10 protein-coding genes are annotated in these 18,999 nt (G+C 47.9%); 2 read left to right on the top strand and 8 right to left on the bottom strand.

Going from position 1 to position 18,999, the window contains the following annotated elements; genetic code table 11:
• Positions 1–595: 595 nt before the first annotated feature.
• The 3 genes from BK120_RS26100 to BK120_RS26090 form a co-directional block, all read right to left on the bottom strand.
• A complete protein-coding gene (locus BK120_RS26100; protein WP_179089897.1) occupies positions 596–1,072 on the bottom strand; it encodes a DUF4367 domain-containing protein in 477 nt (158 codons plus the stop codon).
• A gap of 196 nt (positions 1,073–1,268) precedes the next feature.
• Entirely contained in the window at positions 1,269–1,829 is a 561-nt protein-coding gene (locus BK120_RS26095; RefSeq protein ID WP_076270524.1) for an RNA polymerase sigma factor, read from the bottom strand.
• 304 nt (positions 1,830–2,133) lie between these two features.
• A complete protein-coding gene (locus BK120_RS26090) occupies positions 2,134–3,345 on the bottom strand; it encodes a helix-turn-helix domain-containing protein (protein WP_076270442.1) in 1,212 nt (403 codons plus the stop codon).
• Positions 3,346–3,451: 106 nt separating this feature from the next.
• On the opposite strand from BK120_RS26090, the gene BK120_RS26085 reads away from it, so the two are divergent.
• Both BK120_RS26085 and BK120_RS26080 read left to right on the top strand, forming a co-directional pair.
• Complete coding sequence (locus tag BK120_RS26085; RefSeq protein WP_076270441.1) at positions 3,452–5,416, top strand: beta-N-acetylhexosaminidase; 1,965 nt, start codon at positions 3,452–3,454, stop codon at positions 5,414–5,416.
• A gap of 18 nt (positions 5,417–5,434) precedes the next feature.
• Positions 5,435–6,760, top strand: a complete 1,326-nt coding sequence (locus BK120_RS26080; protein WP_076270440.1) for an MFS transporter — start codon at positions 5,435–5,437, stop codon at positions 6,758–6,760.
• Between the two features lie 278 nt (positions 6,761–7,038).
• On the opposite strand, the gene BK120_RS26075 is transcribed toward BK120_RS26080, so the two are convergent.
• The 5 genes from BK120_RS26075 to BK120_RS26055 all read right to left on the bottom strand — a co-directional run bounded on the left by BK120_RS26075 (position 7,039) and on the right by BK120_RS26055 (position 18,795).
• A complete protein-coding gene (locus BK120_RS26075) occupies positions 7,039–11,172 on the bottom strand; it encodes a DUF4855 domain-containing protein (RefSeq protein ID WP_076270439.1) in 4,134 nt (1,377 codons plus the stop codon).
• A gap of 29 nt (positions 11,173–11,201) precedes the next feature.
• A complete protein-coding gene (locus BK120_RS26070) occupies positions 11,202–15,434 on the bottom strand; it encodes a discoidin domain-containing protein (protein WP_083682469.1) in 4,233 nt (1,410 codons plus the stop codon).
• 643 nt (positions 15,435–16,077) lie between these two features.
• Complete coding sequence (locus BK120_RS26065; protein ID WP_076270437.1) at positions 16,078–16,797, bottom strand: suppressor of fused domain protein; 720 nt, start codon at positions 16,795–16,797, stop codon at positions 16,078–16,080.
• A 486-nt stretch (positions 16,798–17,283) separates the two neighbouring features.
• Positions 17,284–17,805, bottom strand: coding sequence for a DUF4303 domain-containing protein (locus BK120_RS26060; RefSeq protein ID WP_076270436.1), 522 nt, complete (start codon positions 17,803–17,805; stop codon positions 17,284–17,286).
• A 408-nt stretch (positions 17,806–18,213) separates the two neighbouring features.
• Positions 18,214–18,795: a hypothetical protein gene (locus BK120_RS26055; protein ID WP_076270435.1), complete on the bottom strand. Its 582-nt coding sequence runs from the start codon at positions 18,793–18,795 to the stop codon at positions 18,214–18,216.
• Between the last annotated feature and the right edge of the window lie 204 nt (positions 18,796–18,999).

Below are 18,999 nucleotides of genomic sequence, written 5' to 3'. Positions count from 1 at the left end.
CCCGATATGAACCCCTCATGTATGGCCTGACAACACTTTCCCGCTTTTATGCTAGCTGCCGCATCACCTCTACTATTCCATATGTCCAGTCTTGTAAATGCGCCCCCGTCCACAATTGACCCGATGTTAGCGTTTTCACGAGCTCAAAAAAATAACAAGATTCAAAGAGCGATAAGCGTACGTGCAAATAACGTAATCTCACTACTTCTTTTAACCTTGTAATAAGTTCCATGAACACGATTTGTATATTGGGGACTTATCTTATCATACGAGTGTTGCAATAAAGTTCCAATGAGGTAGTCTTATCCTTTACGGGGGCAATATTAATTTAAGTAGATTGAATTCAATCTTGATTCCAATCCTAAATTTCAATTCCTCCAGTAATCTTCTGAAGCAAGTAGGCTTCACCAAAAAAACCACTTCAGATGAAGTGGTTTGAGTTAATTGTTTGGAGGAGCCTAGGGGGATTCTCACCCCTGACCTCATCGATGCTATTGATGCGATCTCCCGTATGAGGATATTACGCTACCCCAAGTTATTTAACATTCGGCTGGTGTGGCGTTCCATTCATTCACGATATACACGCATCAACTCATTAAGGCTCCACCGATTCGGCTACCTTCATGGCCTCGTCGCCCGAAATCGGACCGGACACGCCATAATGAATGCCGTCAACAACCCAGAACAGCTCCGTGAACTCGGCTTGCTCGAAAATTAAGCCGTCCGCTCCGCCCACTTTGGTCTGTGTGAACTGGTCCGTCGGGAACGCCGCCGGCATGCGGCTCGCGCTGAACGTCACCGTCTTATCACCCGAGCCGTATGTGAAGTTTAAATCTCTAAGCGGTTCGTCCTTCATTCCCACGCCGACGATCTCAGCCAGCTTGAAGCCTTCCGGGGCGACTTGAGGAACAAGCACACCGGAACCGAAAGCTGCTTTCGCTGCCTCCGCCGTTCCTAATGGAGTTGTAATCAATTGGGACAACTCCGAACCTGTGGCTCCTCCGTTTCCTGGCGGTACGATTTCCGACGAATTATCCGTTGGCGTCGGGACTGCGGCGGGCTCTTGCAGCATCGGCAATCCCGCCACTATGACGACTGCCGCGACCAGCGCTGCCGCTCCTGCAAGCCAGGCTTTCGGAAGAACGAATCGGCGGCGGCCTCTCGCTTCCGCGGCAGCTTGTTTCCTGATCTTCTGTTTAATACTATCGCTCAATTCCATTTTAGAAAACAACATATCATCCGACTCCTTTTGCAATTGTTGACGTAAATTACGCTCCATGTCCGTCATCGGTTGTCTCCTCCTTGCGCATTTCCCGAGCCAATGCCTCGCGCGCCCGGTGCAGTCTGTTTCTCACGGTACCCTCGGGCGACGACGTCGCTTTCGCAATTTCCCGTGTGTCCAAGTCCAGATAATAATATAAATATAAAGCCTCCTGATACGGCAGAGGCAGACGCAGCATATGGCGCAATATCTCGCTTTTCTGCAATCTTTTAAGCGCTTCTTCTTCTACGTTGAATATCCGTCCCCGCTCCATCAGGCTGGGATCGGTCGGCTGTTCCGTAAACATCCGCACGCCCATCTTGTCCCGGCAAACGTTGATAGCGATCGTCGTCAACCAGGTTTTAACCGCGCTATCTCCACGAAACGAGTTCCAGTTGCGATAAGCGCGAAGAAATACCTCCTGACTGATATCCTCGGCAAAATGCCGATCCCCGGTATAAAAATAAGCGGTGCGCATGATCGTCGAGCCAAAGCTTTCCATCAGCTGCTCTAGAGCTTGAGTGGGATCTTTCGGGAAATTTTCCTTGTATTTCGAGCCGGCCGGCATCACTGAATCATCACCTCCACCTATTAGACGGCCTGAGCGCATTTTTCGCTGCACTTCGCTTTACATCTGACAGTCCAATAAGGATTTCGCCAATTTGAGCTTAATTCCCCATACTCCTTCTTGCTTGAATTTCAAACGATAAAAGCCTCATTTACTCGTCTATCTTGTAGGGTCTGGTCATGGGAGATGTTCAGCGCATGTTCGTAGGCCAATTGGTTTCGACGCAAGTTTGTACGTATTCATATTTAACCCAGAAGTTCTTGGTTTGATTGCGAAAGACGTTTCATTATTTCAAACATATTAGTTACTTGCTTTTCATTGATGAAGCTTCCGGAACCTCTACGCCTATCGACCTTTTATTACGATATTGGACAGGCGTGACCCCGACTATTTTCTTAAACACTTTAGCAAAATAATTCTGATATTCAAACCCTACTGCGATCGCAATATCATTAACGGATTTTTGTGTCTGAGTCAATAATTGCTTGCTCTCCTTGATCCGTATTTGATTTAGATTTGCATTGAACGACTGCCCGGTTTCTTTATTCACTTTATCCGATATATAAGAAGGGTTTTTTTCTAGTTTTGTTGCTACTTCATTCAAAGTAATTTTTTCAAAGAAGTGAGTATTCATATATTGAATCGTGCTTTTGACCAGAGCTGAATAATTAGGATTAGAATATTCATTAATTATGGCTGTAAACTTCAAAAACACCTCTCTTATTAGTTTAATAATCTCGACCCTTGAATGCATATTCTCAACTTGAAGGATGTACTTATCGGCGATCGTTCTAGCGTATTCATCATCGGTTCCAGCTTCCATGGCGATAGTAGATGCGACCGCGCAAAGAGCAATAAAATGATTTTTAGTCGATCGGACTAAGTCGCCTTTAGCAAGCTCAATATGGTCGTAGACAAGTTCAGATTTAATATTCTTATACGAATCGAAAAAGTCCTGAATAGCCTTGATATCTCCCGCTAACATTTTTGCTTTCAAATACATGCCTTTCTCCAGAGGAAAGTGGATAAATTCCTGCTCATAGTAAATCTGGAGAAGGGACACATCGGGCGATGCAGGAAGCTCCCTTTCATATGGAATCGTATATGTTGTTGGCTGAGGCATGGAAAATGTATCATTCGATTGAAACAGCCAGGAGCATAACCGAATCAAATGTTGAGTTTTCTCCGTACCTGGGAGTTCTTGAATTGGACCTAAGATGATATATTGGCCAGTATTTTTTAACAGTTGGACATAAAACATCCATGAATAGGATGAAAGAAATAAAATATAGGAGTGATTTGTCTCCAGCATTTCATTCTGGTTATTCTTTATCCATGCCAAGAGATCTGTGAGTGCCCTCTGGTCGTCAAGTTTGGATGATGTCTTGGAATCCATGTAAGAGAAATAGATATTAAGCTCCAGGTCCACACCTGTAATGCCTTCCCCGGAAATCAAATGAAAGCTACTAGCTTTTTCCTCTAACAAACGGATATCTATTTGATTTTTTTCAATCATTCTTAAACACCCCAATATTTTTATCTAAAACTCAAAGAAATTATCCAAGTTATCATTTCGATGATAGTATACTTTGTTTTATCTAAAAATGAAAGGGGTTTCAAATTTGGTAAACACTTATAGTTTATTCCTGTTTCCCGTACCTCAGCATGTAGTTCCAGAATCGGGGCAATGGCTGAAACCGGATCAGTTGTTCGTTCGACTCCGTTCATCTCCGTTGCCTGAAAAGAGCGAGGCTATGATTAAGCATCGGTTACTCGAAATCGCAGGAAAGTCATGCGCAGTAGTAGACCAGAATCAAGAACACGAGGCAGCATTTTCATTTGTATATAATGATACGATCGATGAGCAAGGATATTACCTTTCGGTTCAAGAGACAGGTGTTGCGATTCAATATGCGGATCTGGCTGGCCTGAGCTATGCGCTGACTACTTTGAAGCAGATTTACAATCAGTGTGGGGCAGCGATACCTTATGTGAAGATTGAGGATGTGCCGGATTTGAAAGTAAGAGGCTTGATGCTGGATATTGGGCGAGACAAAATCCCCTCCATGCATTCTCTGTATAAGCTTATCGATCTGATGGCCGATCTCAAAATGAATCACCTGCAGCTTTATATGGAAGGCTACTGCTTCGAGTACAAGCGCTACAAAAGTTTCTTCCCAGACGAAACGCCACTGACAGCAGCTGAAATTCAAGCATTGGATCGATACGCCGCTGAACAGTTTATTGATTTCGTTCCGAATCAGAACTGTTTGGGGCATATGACACAATGGCTTGATAAAGGGCGGTTCAATGAAATGGCCGAATGCCCGGATGGCTTCGAGCTTGGACCTGGCCTCACATTTCCGGCTTCTACCTTGAACGTCAAAGATCCCAAGTCGCTGGAATTAGTCGAGAACATGCTTAATGAGCTGCTTCCGAATTATTCTTCACCGTTTGTTAATATCAACTTTGATGAACCGTTTGAGCTGGGAAAAGGTAAAAGCCGTGAAGCAGATACGGAATCAAATACCTGCGATCTTTACCTGGAATTTCTGAATAAAGTCATACAAATCGTACAAAAACATGGGAAGAAGCCTCTTTTCTGGGGGGATACTATTCTCAAGCATCCTGAAATGATCACAGATCTGCCTAAAGATTGCGTTGTGTTGGATTGGATGTATGAAAATGTCAATTCTTTCGAGATTAACTGCAAGACGTTGATGGAATTCGGTCAGCCTTATATGGTCTGCCCAGGCACAAGCAGTTGGAGTTCTATTGCAGGCCGGACGGATAACATGCTCGGCAATATTGCTGATGCTGCGATTAACGGCAAAAAATACGATGCAAAAGGCCTCATTGTGACCGACTGGGGGGATATGGGACATTGGCAGTACACTCCCATCAGCTATGCAAGTTACGTTTATAGCGCTAGCTTGAGTTGGAATGTAGATTCTATCGCAACGGCTGAAGCAGATACTGCGAACTATTTAAACCAATTCGTTTTTGAAGATGCTAACAAGGTTATGGGTAGCTTTGTATTTGAGCTTGGGAACTACTACCTATACGAGAATTTCCCGATGCTGAATATGACGGGCACGTTCATTCTATTGTCTCCAATGGGCGGATTGAGTTCAAGCGAAGTGCTAAATCATAAACTAAATTCTCTCTTCGAGACAATTGTCTATTCAATGGCTAAATTACCTAAAAATGAGACTATTGATTTTATGAGGAATTACCAATATGAAGAGATGAGGTATTTTCTGGGTGAAATGGAGAACAAGCTTAAAGAAAGTGATATGAAGTGCGCGGATAATCAGCTAATTCGTGAAGAGTTCTCACTTACGATTCGTCTTCTTCAGCATGGTATTGACCTCTTTGAGTTTATTTTGCTGGAGCAAAACGAGAGTGAGAAATGGAGCCAAGAAAGAGTTACTAGATTGATTGATTCAATTACAACATTCAGCGGCCGTTACATTGCCGTATGGTTGAAAAGAAATCGGATTGGCGGCATGGATCGAAGCATACAACAATTTAACACTCTCAAAAAACAATACGAGATGAAGCTTAAAGAGTTAAAGTCCATTTAAAAATAGGGAGAGAGTGTCATGCATCAAGTGAGTGCGAAAGAGAAATGGTCCTACGGTGTAGGGGCCATGGGACAAAACTTAGTTTATGGACTAATGACATTTTTACTCATGGTATTTTATACCGATGTACTTGGAATTAGCGCGGTGTTTGTTGGTACCTTATTTCTCTTAGTAAGAATTTGGGATGCATTACTGGATCCGGTCATTGCTGTGATCGTTGATCGAATTCACACGCGTTGGGGTAAATTCAGACCTTTTATTTTAGCGGGAGGAATTCTAGTCTCGATATTGACCGTTCTGTGTTTATATGCACCAGATTTTAGTCCTGCTATGAAAATTACCTATGTAATCATTACGTATGCGCTGTGGAATACGGCATATGCCTTGTTCGACGTTCCTTTCTGGTCACTGGCGCCTGCCATGACGAGTGATCCCATAGAACGCACCAAAGTAATTGCTATAGCGAAGATGCTTGGCATTATCGGTGGTGTAGTCGCTGGTGGCGCTTCTCTACCTATAATAAATGCTATTGGGAATGGGAATGCCAGTAAGGGATACTTTTGGACGGCTGTTATATTTGCTGCTCTCTGTATTTTGTTCACCATCATCTTGTTCCGTAATACGAAAGAACATATTTATGAAGTCAAACCCGAGCATGAATCGCTAAAGGCAAGTCTGAATGTTGTGTTGAAAAACAAACCTCTGCTCATCCTTACTCTTGCTGGTTTATTTACCGGGACCTCATTGATATTGAAGCAGACGGTTACTCTATATTATGTAAGATACAATCTCGGGAATGAAGGGCTCTTTACTGCTTTTTCGTTGAGCAGTATGTTGTTTATGCTTCTTGCAATAGGAATCATGCCGAGAATATCCGCTAAATTTGGTAAGAAGAAAACGTTTATTGCTGGTGGCATAATCTGTATAACCGCAAATGTATTGTTTTTCTTCGGACAATCGGATCAAATCTTGTTCTTGTTTGCAATGAATGCAATCAGTATGTTCGGCGTTGGTTTTAGTATCGTTCTTGCCGCTTCCATGCAAGCGGATACGATCGAATATGCCCAGTGGAAAACAGGGAAGAGATCAGAAAGTATTGTTACGGCTGTAGGCACGTTCAATGGAAAGATAGGTACAGCGATTGCCGGAGCCGTGGCGGGATATGGATTAACTCTCTTTGATTATTCACCGAACGTGACGCAATCGGATACTGCTTTGACTGGGATAAATTTGATGATGTCAATCATTCCGGCAATGGGGATTGTGCTCAGTATAGTTATCATTTCGTTCTATGATCTATCTGAAAAGAAGTATGCCGAGATTGTAGCGGACCTTAAAGCATAGGGTGCCCGCTTGAAGGAAACATGCTAATGGACTAGGCTAACCACCAATAAAATAGAAAACCACGTCCAGAGGACGTGGTTTTCTATTTTATTGGTGGAGCCTAGCAGCTACGACTTCGCTTAGCTTGCCGCCGAGTGGCTTGTCGCGGAAGGGCGCATCGGGACGGCTTACCGGCTTCATCTGTCCATTCAGGAAGTTTATTCTGTATCGTCAAAAAAGCACATCCCGGGCGCGTTGCCGCGCTAATCGGAATGTGCTTAAATCAATTGTTCCCGCGTCTACTCCTGCTGCTGCCCCTCGATTAATTGAAGAACGCGATACAAGAACGTCGCTGCTTCCGCTCTGCTGGTCGTACTCTTCGGCTTCATATAGCCGTTGGAGCCCGTAACCAGCCCATGCTCGAGCATCGTTGCCACGCTGTCCGCAGCATATGGCGCAATCTGGCTCGCATCACGGAAGCCCTCAAGTGTTGAACCGGATGCGGACGGCTTGATTGCCCCCGTCGTTTGCAGCGCTCGGGTCAGCATAACCATAGTGTCCTGGCGGCTGATTGAGTCACGAGGACCAAAGTTAACTTCGTTCACTCCCGAAACGATTCCCAATTGCATGGCGATAGACACCGCATCGTAGTAATAATCATTCGGCTTCACATCGGCGAACGTCGAGGTAATCTCGGCGCGCAGGGCAAGCATGTTCACCAGCATCAGGATAAAATCAGCTCGCGTTACTTGATTTGCGGGGCTGAAAGTGCCATTTTCGATCGAAGTGCCTTTGACGATGCCTTTTTCAGCAAGCTTCTCGATCGCCTCGCGCGCCCATTCATGCTTGCCAAGGTCAGTGAACGCAGCCGGTTTCTTGCCGCCGGCAGCAAAGACGCCGACTTGGTCGATGGAGAATCGCAGTACGCTCTTGTCTTTGTCATAAGACGCGCCATCAATTGCCGCCGCGCTGTTGCCCGTCAGCTTAAAAGCTTGCAGATCAGCTGCTTGCTCTCCCGCTTGAAGCGAATATGGAATCGCAATGGAAATCGGTGCCTTCGCATTGTTCCAAGACAGAGCTTTACCGTCCAGTTGCAATGCAATTTCCACGATTGGCCTGTTGCCGATCCGGCCAGCCGCTTCGTTGCCGCGATACTCGCCTGCATGGTCGCTTACGATAACGAGCAGCTTTCCGGCATTCACCTTGACTCCAGCCAGCATGTCGCCAGTCAAAGCAAGCTGGGCATGCGGCGTGGAGATATGCAGAATCAGATTAGACTGGTTCGTCAGATTAGCTGCCGGAAGCTCCAAAACATAGCTGCCAGCCGCGTTCGACGGCTTCAATTCAAGACGAATATGCTTGTTGCCGTTGCTGTCGGCTGTTGCCTTACGAATCGCGGCATTCAGATCCGCTTCTCTGACCGAAGCCGCAGCCTGATTGCCTTTCAATGTCGGGACAAACACGGCTTTGACTGAACCGTCCGCTTGCAACGTATACGGATCTTGCGCCGGACCGCCTCCAATGCTGCCTCCATTGCCTCCGCCAGTGGAAGGCGGCTTGCGATATTCGAAGACTGCCTGCTCTGCAGTCGTCATGTTATCCGTTTCAAGCTCGACCATATACAGTCCTTGCTCTTCTCCGGTCAACGTAAAGGCGATGCGGAAGCTTCCGTCATCCTCAGTGCCCGTCTGACCGGTATATTGAATGTTGCCTTTTGGGTCAAGCACTTTGACATACAAATGTTCTTTCTTGCCGTTCATGACCAACCCGTCGATCGTGACTTTCTTCGTGGAGGCGTCCACTGCGGCTTGTATGCCGTCCAATGATTTCAGCACTTGCTGCTGGGCAAGATCGTACACGCCGAATTCATAGAAAGAATAACCGTAGAACGTTGCCCGATTCAGTCCCTCAAACTTGATGTATCTTGCCGTCGTTGCCGGGAATACCAGCGTATTCTTGCCGTCGGACGCTTTAACCACACCATTGTTGCCGACTTTCAAAGGCTCCCACGTCTGCTTATCATCCGAGACGCTCAGACGGTATTGGTCCGCGCGCGCATATTCCCAATCGATGCGGATCGTATTGAAGGTTTGCTTGCTGTCCAGATCGATCTGGAACCAAGCGGTATCGCGCACTTCGCTCGCCCAGCGCGTGCCCGTTGCGCCATCCAGCGCTTTCGAAGGCTCCAGACCTGCGGCTTCCGTCGAGGATGCCTCTGCTTCTTTGTCTTGCGCGATGCTGCCGATCTCGTAATACACGCCTTCCTTCAGCGCCGTATAAGCGCCTTCCGTTACAAATTCAAGGCCTTTAGCCCCTTCCAGCTTCGCATTGAATGCCAGCAAATAGCCTATGGCTTGCTCAGGATCGCTCTCTTGTGTACGCTCCATCATGATCAGGGCGTTCCGCATAGCGCGGATCGTATCGGCATTGCTAAGCTGCTTGTTGACCGCGTATTTATCAACAAGAGCCAATAGACCTTTAGCGCCCAAACGTGCTTCTATTACGAATTTAACCGTCTTGGATTTGGCGGCCGCCACCGTCAGCTCCAGCACATGCTTGCCCGGCTTGCCCATCAGATCTACAACAGTTCCTTCCGTATAAGGCTTGCCGTCATACTTGGCCGTTACTTTAACGATCCCGCTGCCGTCATCTCCCGGGATAGTCCAGGTGAAAGCGGCCTGTGTCGTATCAGGCACGATTGTATGCTCCGAGATCGGCTCCCCGTTCATGAGCGCTACAACATCAGGCGGAGCGGTGTCTTGCTTCTGATAAGTGCCTTTCACGAATTGATATAGCCAATCGTAGAGGACGCGAGTAGCTGGCTCCGCGCTTTTCGCCGCGTTGTAAACGGCGTTGTTGCCTTGATAATAAGCTTTATACCCTTGCTGCATCAGCCCTGTATCCACGCCGCTGTTCAAGTAATCGATGAACCTCTCGCGGAAGACGGCGTCGTTGATCATCCGGTCATCGAACTCCAGCTCCAGCGACATTCCGTACCGTTTCGCCATATCCGCTGTATCTTCAAGACGCGAAGGATCCTGTTTCTCGAAGAAATAGTTCGGCTGCAGAGAGATGGCATCAATGCCGACATCCTTCCACATGAATGCCTTATAGGCCATAAAATGAGGAATCCAGAACATCTTCAGGCCAGCGTTATGAACGATGTCGCTCGCTTTCTTGACCATCTCCGGGCCAGTCGAATGCGTGCTGATTTGTTCCTCCAGCCAATACATGCCGACGAGCTCCAGGTTCGAGTAGCCCGCAGCCGACCATCTGGACTTGACTTCATCGGTCCACCACTGAATCGCTTTGGCCCGGTTGTCCAGCGATGCGACATTACCGACCACACTTAGATTGAAGTTCAGATTTCCACCGTTAATGCTGCCGAAATCGGACTGATATTCGCCCGGATCGGGAATCATCAGCACAACCTTCGTCTTACGGTCAGGCTCTCCAAGCTTCGCGCCTACCTCGACCGTCGCCTCGTTCAACGCGCTCATATCCCCGCCGGCGTTAAACGTTTTATTCAAATACCATTCCCATTCCTCTTTTCTGGCTTTGCCGGACGCTTCCGTCGCTCCGAAGCCTCTGCCGTTCTCCGACGTCAAACCCAGATACAGCACGCCGTCGAACAACCAATCAACAGGCTCCCCTTGCTTGTTCACATAGCTGATATTTGGGATAACCCGTTCCTTTGTCCAAGTTCCTTTGCCGTCCGGGTAATGCCCGTTATACAGCAAGCCCAGATTCTGAATCCCGCCAGTAGCATCCCCAGACTGCTGGAGACCGTAAGGCTCAGGCTGCACCGGCTCCGCTCCGACGATCAAGCCGTCCGCGCCGATAATCGTCACCTCGTCGATCATACTCCATGCCCTTGGATGCATGGAGAACACCACTTTCACATACCGAGCGTACACGAGTCCTTCGGTATAATCGCCACGCTTGACGGCTCCAGTCTCTGTGCTGCCGTCCCACGTAAACGTCTCGATGTCGGTCTGATCGCCCCATAACAACTTGGTCGCATTATGGGACAATACGCCCCAGTTCACCTCATCGTCCGACACGTAGAATGAAACGGTGAGCGGTACGAGCGTTTCATTGTTCGGCCAATCGTGCAGGAAACGAGCGTTCACCTCCTGGATTGTCTTTTGCTCGCCTAGATCAAATACAACCGATCGGGATTTCATGTTGCGGTGGCCCACCCAGTTGCCGCTGTTACGCGATAGATCGGCAGCATTGCCGTCCGTCAGCTTCGTCCCGTCATCCGGGAAAGCATCCTCCGGCTGTTCCGACCAAGTGTACGTTTTCCCTTGAGCCACATTGTAGAAGTCGGCGTTTTCTCCGCCCGCCTCCTCCGCATACACGGAGGATATCAACGAGAACAGCATGAACGGAACAAGCAACAAAGCAGTCAAACTTCGTCTAGTTTTCACCTAAGCTCACGCTCTCTTTCTATGCATAATTAGTTCTGCTCCTGGGCTTGCAATTCTGCAAGCGCATCGAGCATGTTCAGAATGACGACCACAGCTTCAGCACGCGTCGCCGAGGCGAACGGAGCAAACCGGTTATCCCCGCGACCTTTCATTACTCCCGCCTCCTGGGCTGCTGCCACGTACGGCTTCGCCCAAGCCGGGATTTGATCCGCGTCCGCATAAGAGAGCTCATGCCCTTCCGCAGTCTTCAAGCCCAAGCCGCGAACGATCATCGCTGCCAGTTCTGCTCGGCTAATCGAAGCCTTCGGTCGGAATGTCGCATCCGCATAGCCGCTAATCAGGCCGGATTCCAAGGCTTGCGCGATATAAGGCTTCGCCCAGGTTTGAATCGAACCTGCGTCAGCGAAGTCCAGCGAACGGTTCGCACCTTGCAGCTTCAACGCTTTGACCAGCATGACGACGAATTCGTCTCTGCTGACCGTCTTATTCGGCTTGAACGTCTCGTCGGTATAGCCCGCTACGAATCCAAGCTCAACCGCCCGTTTGATGGACGCTTCTGCCCAATGGCTAGCAATATCGTTCAGCCGAACCGTTGTCGATCCACCGTTTTGGCCTTCTTCCGGATCTGGAATTACTGGAGTCGGAACCCATCCTCCGCCACCGGAGCTAGGCAACGCTTTGATTTTGATCTTGAACGTTTTCTCCGCGGATGCAGCTCCCTTGCTGATCGTCGCGGTCAGCACGACCTCCATGTCGCTGTCTGACGGACGTTGCAACAACTGTCCGTTGGCATTCAGATAGTCGGGCTTCGAGCTGCTCCAGACGATACGTGTGCCGAGCTGTCCTTTCTGCGGAAGATAGAGATTCGCGGCGATGCTTTCATTCACATTAAGCTTGATCAGCCCCATTACATCTTCGATCGTTAGACGATCGCGCGCAACGCTCAGCCCTGCATACGCCTGCTCGGCCTCAGGACGAGACAGCTGGGCGGTTTGAACTGCCGTAGTCGCTTGCCCAATCGCTTGCTGAAGCTGTGCCCAGCCCTCAGGTGAGTAATTGTCCTCCACGAGCTTGTCGGCCTCGATAGCCGTCAACAGATCGATAATCGGCCGTAGATTACCGAGCTTATATTCCTCGCCGTACACTTCAAATTCCTCAAAGGAATAGCCGAACATGGTAGCTCTGGACACGCCTTCGAACTTCACGTATCTGGCTGGCGTGCTTTGGAAGGTAGTCACGACGCGTCCCGGCTTGCCGTTAATCTCGCCGTTGTTGTCTTTCACAACGTTCGTCCAGTTCTCCTTGTCCTCGGACACGAGAATGCGGTACTTCGAACCGTAAGCCGTTTGCCACAAAATAGATACAGCATCAATGTTCTTCACTTCACCCAGATCCACCATGAACCAGGTATCGTCCACCCAATCGCTGGACCATCTGGTGTCCCCTCTGCCGTCCACCGCTTTGTCCGCCGTGTAGGACGTGGATTCCGGCTGCGAGGATTCGGCTTGCTTATGCAAAGCCAGATTTCCATGCAGATCCACGTAGGTGTTCCTTACGATGAGTTCATCAATCAGGCCTTTAAAAGCATTCGTTTCACTGCCAATTTTGGCTACTGGCAATACGAACGTTTCCAGCTTGGAGCCGTCTTTGAGAGTAGCCGTATACTCACTGCCGTTAATGAAGATGGAGGTCCCCGTGTCGTCGCCGATCATAATGACATGGGTCCATCGATCGGTCGGCAGCTTATAATTGAATTCGCTGACGTAATTTTCTTTCGTGATGGCCAGTTTGCCGCTGCCCCCAATGTTGTATTTCAGCTGTCCGTCCGGAGATTCCAGCAGCACAGCTCCTTGCGGGTTGTCAGCGTCCGGTTTGATCCACATGGACATCGTCCAGCCGAAACCGAGCGTGCGAAGCGGCGTTTCCACATAACTGGCTCCGCCTTCGAGCCTCACTGCTTGCCCGAAGATTCCCTTCTCCGTGCCTGCATTCACCGCGTTCCCGTCAAAGCCATTGCCAGAACGATCCGCGAAGCCTTCGTCGAAAGTATAATCGAGCACGATATTACGCTCATTGTGGACTTGAAGCTTGTGCGACTGATGAACACCCGGCGGGTCCACGTACTTTGCAGCATCCGCCTGGAAGCTAGCAAAGTTCCGATCGATGCGGTTGCCTCTCCACAGCTTCTCCGCCAACACTTGCATGGAAGGCAAGATCCGCTGATGCGAGTCCGCCATGGAGACGCCCTTCTCTACGGACACGTCGTTCCAGAGCGCGAACATGCCGCCTTTTACTTGCGGATGCGCATAAGGAAGCTTCGTCTCCAGCCAATCGTTAGGCTCCCATTCGTTGTAAATGAAATCGTAATTCAAATAGTTGCGGTAAAACTGCGGAACGACATAGAGCAAGTTCGTGTTAGTATTGACAACGTCGTAGCCAAGCTCAATGGCCTGCAGGACGCTTCCGTACGGCTCATACCAGATGTCCATCGTCGCATTGTTGCTGACTGGCGTTGTGCCGTCGTATGCCGACAGACTGCCCCACAGACGAGCGCGCTTGCCTTTGCTGTTAATGTGATTAAGCAGCATATCCGTGTATCTGCGGAACGCCTCTTTGTCGTTGCCGAAATATTCATCCGTGCCGACGTGCACGTCCGGGCCGACGAAGGTCGGATTGCTGCCGTCGAGATACTCGTCAAAGAGTTCTTTAATGAAGTCGAGCGTCTCTGGACGATTGATATCGAGCTGATTGTTGCTGCCCAACCTAGGGTCGTAAGCGATGAACGCGCCGGAATGGCCCGGCGTATCGATTTCCGGCACGACGTTCACGCCGTATTCCATCCCAAGCAGCTGCAGATCTCTGAATTGCTGCTTCGTATAGAAGCCGTCCTTGCTCGTCACTCCCGGGAATTTCTCGCTCTCCAGACGGAAGTAGCCGACATCGCCGACATCATCGTTCAGGTGAATCTGGAACCGGTTCATCTTATAGTAGGACATCAGTTTGACATAGTCCCGCAAAAATTCGATCGTATAAAACTTGCGGCTCACATCGAGCATGAAGCCTCGATCCGCGTATTTCGGATAATCGCGCGATTGCCCCTTGGGCATCGTCTTATGATCGGCAGCGTGGCCAAGCAGCTGCAAGATCGTTCTCGTACCGAACATGACGCCCTTCTGTTCGGAGCCAGCGACGGAAGCATATTCACCTATATTCAGTTCATACCCCTCAGTCCCCAACCGTGCTTGCGCAGCATCCAGCACCAAGAAGATGTCCCCAGCTTGAGGTGAGCCAACCGTTACTGTCAGCGGCAGCTTCGTTAATTCAAGCAAGTCCTGCTGCAAAATGTCTGCCGTTCCCTGCAGAGCCACCTCATCCTCCGCACGAATGACGATTTTCGTCTTGTCCGTCAAGCGGAACTCGCCTGTTGCGCCCAGCCACTCACGCAAAGAAGGAATGACACGCGGCTCCGGGTTCCGATCACCCGTCTGCTTGAAGAGACCAGGCACTGTGACTAGCGCATTATCCGTTAAGAGATATGTCGGATCGCTATCGCTCTGGATTTGCAGCAGCAGCTGAACCTGAGTATCGACTAGCGGCGCTTGGATAGTGCCCTGCGCATCGATAACCGGCAAGCTGTCTGTGTTCATCAACGACAGCGTATAACCCTCCGGTACAGCGGGCAGATTCAACTGAGTGTCTCCTTCGGAGATGACGATGCTGTGTTTGACCGCGTCCATCATAGGCGGCAACAGCGGTTTGCCTTTGTATACCTCAAATTCCCAGAAGGAGTATCCGTAATAGATACCCTCAATTGGACGTCTCGTTACTCCTTGAAACTTGACGTATTGCGCCAGTGTCGGCTCGAAATCGATCGTATCCTCGACTGATCCGCGGGCGACGAGCACGCGGTTGTCCGCGAATACGTTCCTCCAGGTTACCGCATCGTCAGAAACGAGAACTTGATATTGTTCCGCGGGAGTCTGCCAGTTGATGACGACTCTTCCGATTTCTACAGGCTCGCCCAGATCAACGTAAAACCACTGGTTATCCGTTCTTTCTGAAGACCAGCGGCTTGCATCCCGATTGCCGCCGTCGACCGCTTTCTCAGGTCCGAAAAAGTCTACTTCGTTCGACGACGAATAAGCCGTCTTTCCTAAAGCCAAGTTCCCTGTTGCGGCTTTGGACTTCTCCGATGAAACGGCAACTAAGATGAAAGCGATAACAAAAAACACTAAAAAAATATTCCTATACCGTAAACGCACTAAGATCCCCCCGTTGTTTATTAGCTCGAATTTTACTCCAGCTTACCGCATGACCCTCCATGCTCAACTCCTGCTGCAATTTTATTATAAGTAGGGGCATTCGTTTCTTCGATATACTTGTGTTTACAATCCATATACAATTGTGGACATTCTGTCTTCTACGGTGAATCAAGGCTAAGCATGCCAGCATTTCGGTCATATCTAGTTCCAATTAATAGAACAAAATCGTGATCCTTTCGAAGAGTAGCGAAAAAGAAAAAAGCCATTTCAGTTGAACTGGCTTTTCTTCATGTTATGGAATATCGAAGACTAGGGCAAAGAACTATTTAGGCGTAAAATAGGCTGTCGAGACTTTCTCGACAGCCTGGCCATCACGATTTGTGATGGCGTTCCCTTCATATGGAGCTTAGATGTAACGACTCGCACATGCTCGTCTATCCGTCATGGGATGTCCGGATCCTGATCTAATGGTTGACGAAACCAACTCGACGAGGACTTATAGCGGCAGATTCAGACGCCGTGCTCCTCCGCATTCGCTCCGTCGGCGCAGACTGAACCCCACGAGTTCGCCCCATGTAGGCCTATCCGGTGTCAGGTGACAAGAATCTGTGCCCTTATTCATACTCGCTTTGCTTCCAAACTTCTAGCCAGCTTTGCACGTATTGCGCCGATTCAAATCGATAATCTCTTTAATGCCGTATTCTTCGAATTTATCCAGCAGCGGGTCGCTGCCGTGCTTCAACTTGAAGTCCATTTCTTCCGGATAGAGCGGGACGATGGCATAGAAGTGTACGGTCCGCCCATCCTCCATGTGAAGTGAAAGAAAATCTTCGTTCACATCAAGGGGAGGCAGCAAAATGATTCCGCTCATTTCCGTTTGCTGCGATAGCGGTTCGGCCGGATCTCCATTAGGCACCGTATGCTCCCAGCCTAGCCAAGTGTCGTAGTCATGGGGAAAACCGGCCAACATTTTCAGCCATCGAATAGGCCAATAGTGATCCGGATTTTGTAAATCTTCTTGCGAGATCCGCCAATCCGGCGGCAAGCAGATCATCAATTCCGCGTATTCGTAGCCTTCCGCTCCTTCTGGCGTATTCATGGGCATAAAGCTCATGCCCGTTGTGAATAAAGTATAATAATTGCGTTCGGGAGTTGGTTTTATGAAGTGGACGTCAATATGAACGACATCCGATAGGATTTCGTGGAAAACGGAATCGACTTCCCCGATATGCTTGCGCACGTGGTCTTCGATTTTCTCGATCCATTCTTCTTCCCCGTATACCGGAGGCCGCCATTCATGCTGTCTATCGCTATAGCGATAGATTGGGTTCCCCGACTCCGAATATTCCGTAGATTTAGACATGTTCGCCTCTCCTTTTCTTCCTCAATTTTCATCTATTTCATCATAGCATAAAGACTATATACAAGGGATAAACCCCATCTTCCCCAATACTCTTCATGCTTTTGGACTTACAGGCGTTTATCTAGGTCTATGAGAAGTGATTTCGATCTCCGCTTAGTCACAGACAAGCGTGGATTCATCAAACCCTAGTTATTTAAGTGCCGCTCAGGCTAACTCCCCTTCCCTCCCACTGTTGATCATCCGTCGGGAATGGGACAATGCTCTTGTCACCATCAAATGACAAGAACTTGAGCCCATAAATCAAAAAAGCCACGATTTACGCAACTTGTTATGGAACAAAGTTTCTGTCAACTGACACCAGCCGTACTAGCTTGCGAGGGTGCCCTGCTTGAACTGGCCATCAGCGTGGATCTGTAATGCCGGCGGATATCAATGAAACTTTGCAGTGTTGCCTAAACCACCTTTTCTAAAGGTATGGTGAAATAATCAATCTTCTTGATCTTTAACCCAATTTTCGAATTCGGATGCCTCTTTGGGATCATTTAGACGATAGATCCAAGAAATCTCTTTTTCATCATCTAAATAATCTGTTACGGAAAAAACAACTATACATTTTTGAAAAAATCCATCTGATCTCAACTGTTCCAGAGCGAGTATGCATGAATCATATAGGTATCCCTGAAAATGGGTAAACTGTTCATCTGTATGGGGTGATTTATGAAACTGCTCGATGACTTGCTGTACGTCATTAAACCACTCATGACCAGAGAATTCATACTTCCACTCGGCTGGACTCCATTTGTAGTACAACGGATCGTCCGGGTCTTTTTCGCATTTCTCCTTCAGATATTCTTTTGTGTTTGCAGAAGGGCAAACCGTCATTGCTCCTTCATCTGAATAGAGTCCGAAGGCGCAAAACTCATCGGTTGGGTTAGATTTTCGTAATTCGGAAAAGGAGTTTTGAGCTGAGTCTCTAATTAATTTCACAAGATCGATATTTTCTAGCATTTTTCACCTCATAAGAATATGTCTCTGCCTAGCAAAGGTCTTGGGTATTTCCTGCGCTGCTCTTCGGTAGCGGCCTTCCATTCTGATTCCAGCTTGGCCAGAGGACGAAGCCGTCGGGCTCGTAGAGATACTCGGCAAGATGAAAGCCGTGAATCACTCCGGCAAGCAGGCCGCAGTCATAGAGGAAGCTCGTACGCCTGAAGGCGTCCTGCTTGTCTATGCGCCGGCCCAGCGCGTCATAGCTATGGCCGCCGATGCCGTGTAGTACGTTTATTCAATGTGATTACAAATATCGATTAAAATTCATGAACCTGTTAAAAGGAAGAGTAAAGTAATAGAGTTGATGTCGCAGTGCAAGTCGTTAGCAGAATCTGGATTCTACCCTTGAGTGCTTATATACGAAGTTACTTAGTTTCCTTTCGATGATTGTTGCTTAATGACAGCTTCTTTTGCTCTAAGGACAATATCATCCACATCGGAAAACTGACGCTCAATAGATGCTAGTGCCTTCAATAAAAAAAGGCCAAGATTTTTATCTCCTAGGCATAATTCCGTTTCGGCGAATAATTCGATGTCTTCGAGTTTTTCTATATTTTTTTTGTTATTGATGTTTTTAGGATATTCGATGTATTTATGGAGGGTTAAGACTGCATCTTCGCCCTTAGTTTTAAAATCGCGAACAATTCCGTTGAATATGGTGTCTTTGAATCCTTCCTGGAGCCTGCCTTTTTCATTCCGTGCATCCGGATGAAATGTCGCCAAATAATTTTCGTTTCTTATAGCCTGATCATTGATGATGTAGGATATTTTTTCTTCGTCAAGAATCTTTATTATTTCATCAATTGACTTAAACTTTAGTCTTGCAAATCTTGCTGGAGAAAATTGCTTGCGTAAAGAATCTTCATTATTTGAAAGATATGCCCTAAAAGAGATTTCAGAATTTCCTTCTAAGAGTTCTTTGAAAAAAACAAGATGCTTTTCATCTACCATATCTGCCTCCTGTACTTCTTGAGCTTTTGGGTATATTATGGTCACGCATCATTTTTTTTGATCCATCCGTCAGAATGAATGGCAAAATGTAATGCATTGGTGATATCTGCAATCAATCGAACCAATTAATCCAGATCTCTAGCCCAACTAACTAACTCTTCATCTTCAAAATTATATGGATTTTTGTAAATATTAGAGTAATAG

The organism is Paenibacillus sp. FSL A5-0031 (genome assembly GCF_001956295.1).
Classification (GTDB): Bacteria; Bacillota; Bacilli; order Paenibacillales; family Paenibacillaceae; genus Pristimantibacillus.
The sequence above is the reverse complement of the archived record's forward strand: the minus strand, read 5'-3'. Positions and strand labels throughout refer to the sequence as shown.

Excerpts from the sequence above, each read along its gene's own strand:
- BK120_RS26100 (WP_179089897.1), bottom strand. The coding sequence starts at position 1,072 with ATGCTGCAAGAGCCCGCCGCAGTCCCGACGCCAACGGATAATTCGTCG.
- BK120_RS26095 (WP_076270524.1), bottom strand. The coding sequence starts at position 1,829 with ATGCCGGCCGGCTCGAAATACAAGGAAAATTTCCCGAAAGATCCCACT.
- BK120_RS26090 (WP_076270442.1), bottom strand. The coding sequence starts at position 3,345 with ATGATTGAAAAAAATCAAATAGATATCCGTTTGTTAGAGGAAAAAGCT.
- BK120_RS26080 (WP_076270440.1), top strand. The coding sequence starts at position 5,435 with ATGCATCAAGTGAGTGCGAAAGAGAAATGGTCCTACGGTGTAGGGGCC.
- BK120_RS26065 (WP_076270437.1), bottom strand. The coding sequence starts at position 16,797 with ATGTCTAAATCTACGGAATATTCGGAGTCGGGGAACCCAATCTATCGC.
- BK120_RS26060 (WP_076270436.1), bottom strand. The coding sequence starts at position 17,805 with ATGCTAGAAAATATCGATCTTGTGAAATTAATTAGAGACTCAGCTCAA.
- BK120_RS26055 (WP_076270435.1), bottom strand. The coding sequence starts at position 18,795 with ATGGTAGATGAAAAGCATCTTGTTTTTTTCAAAGAACTCTTAGAAGGA.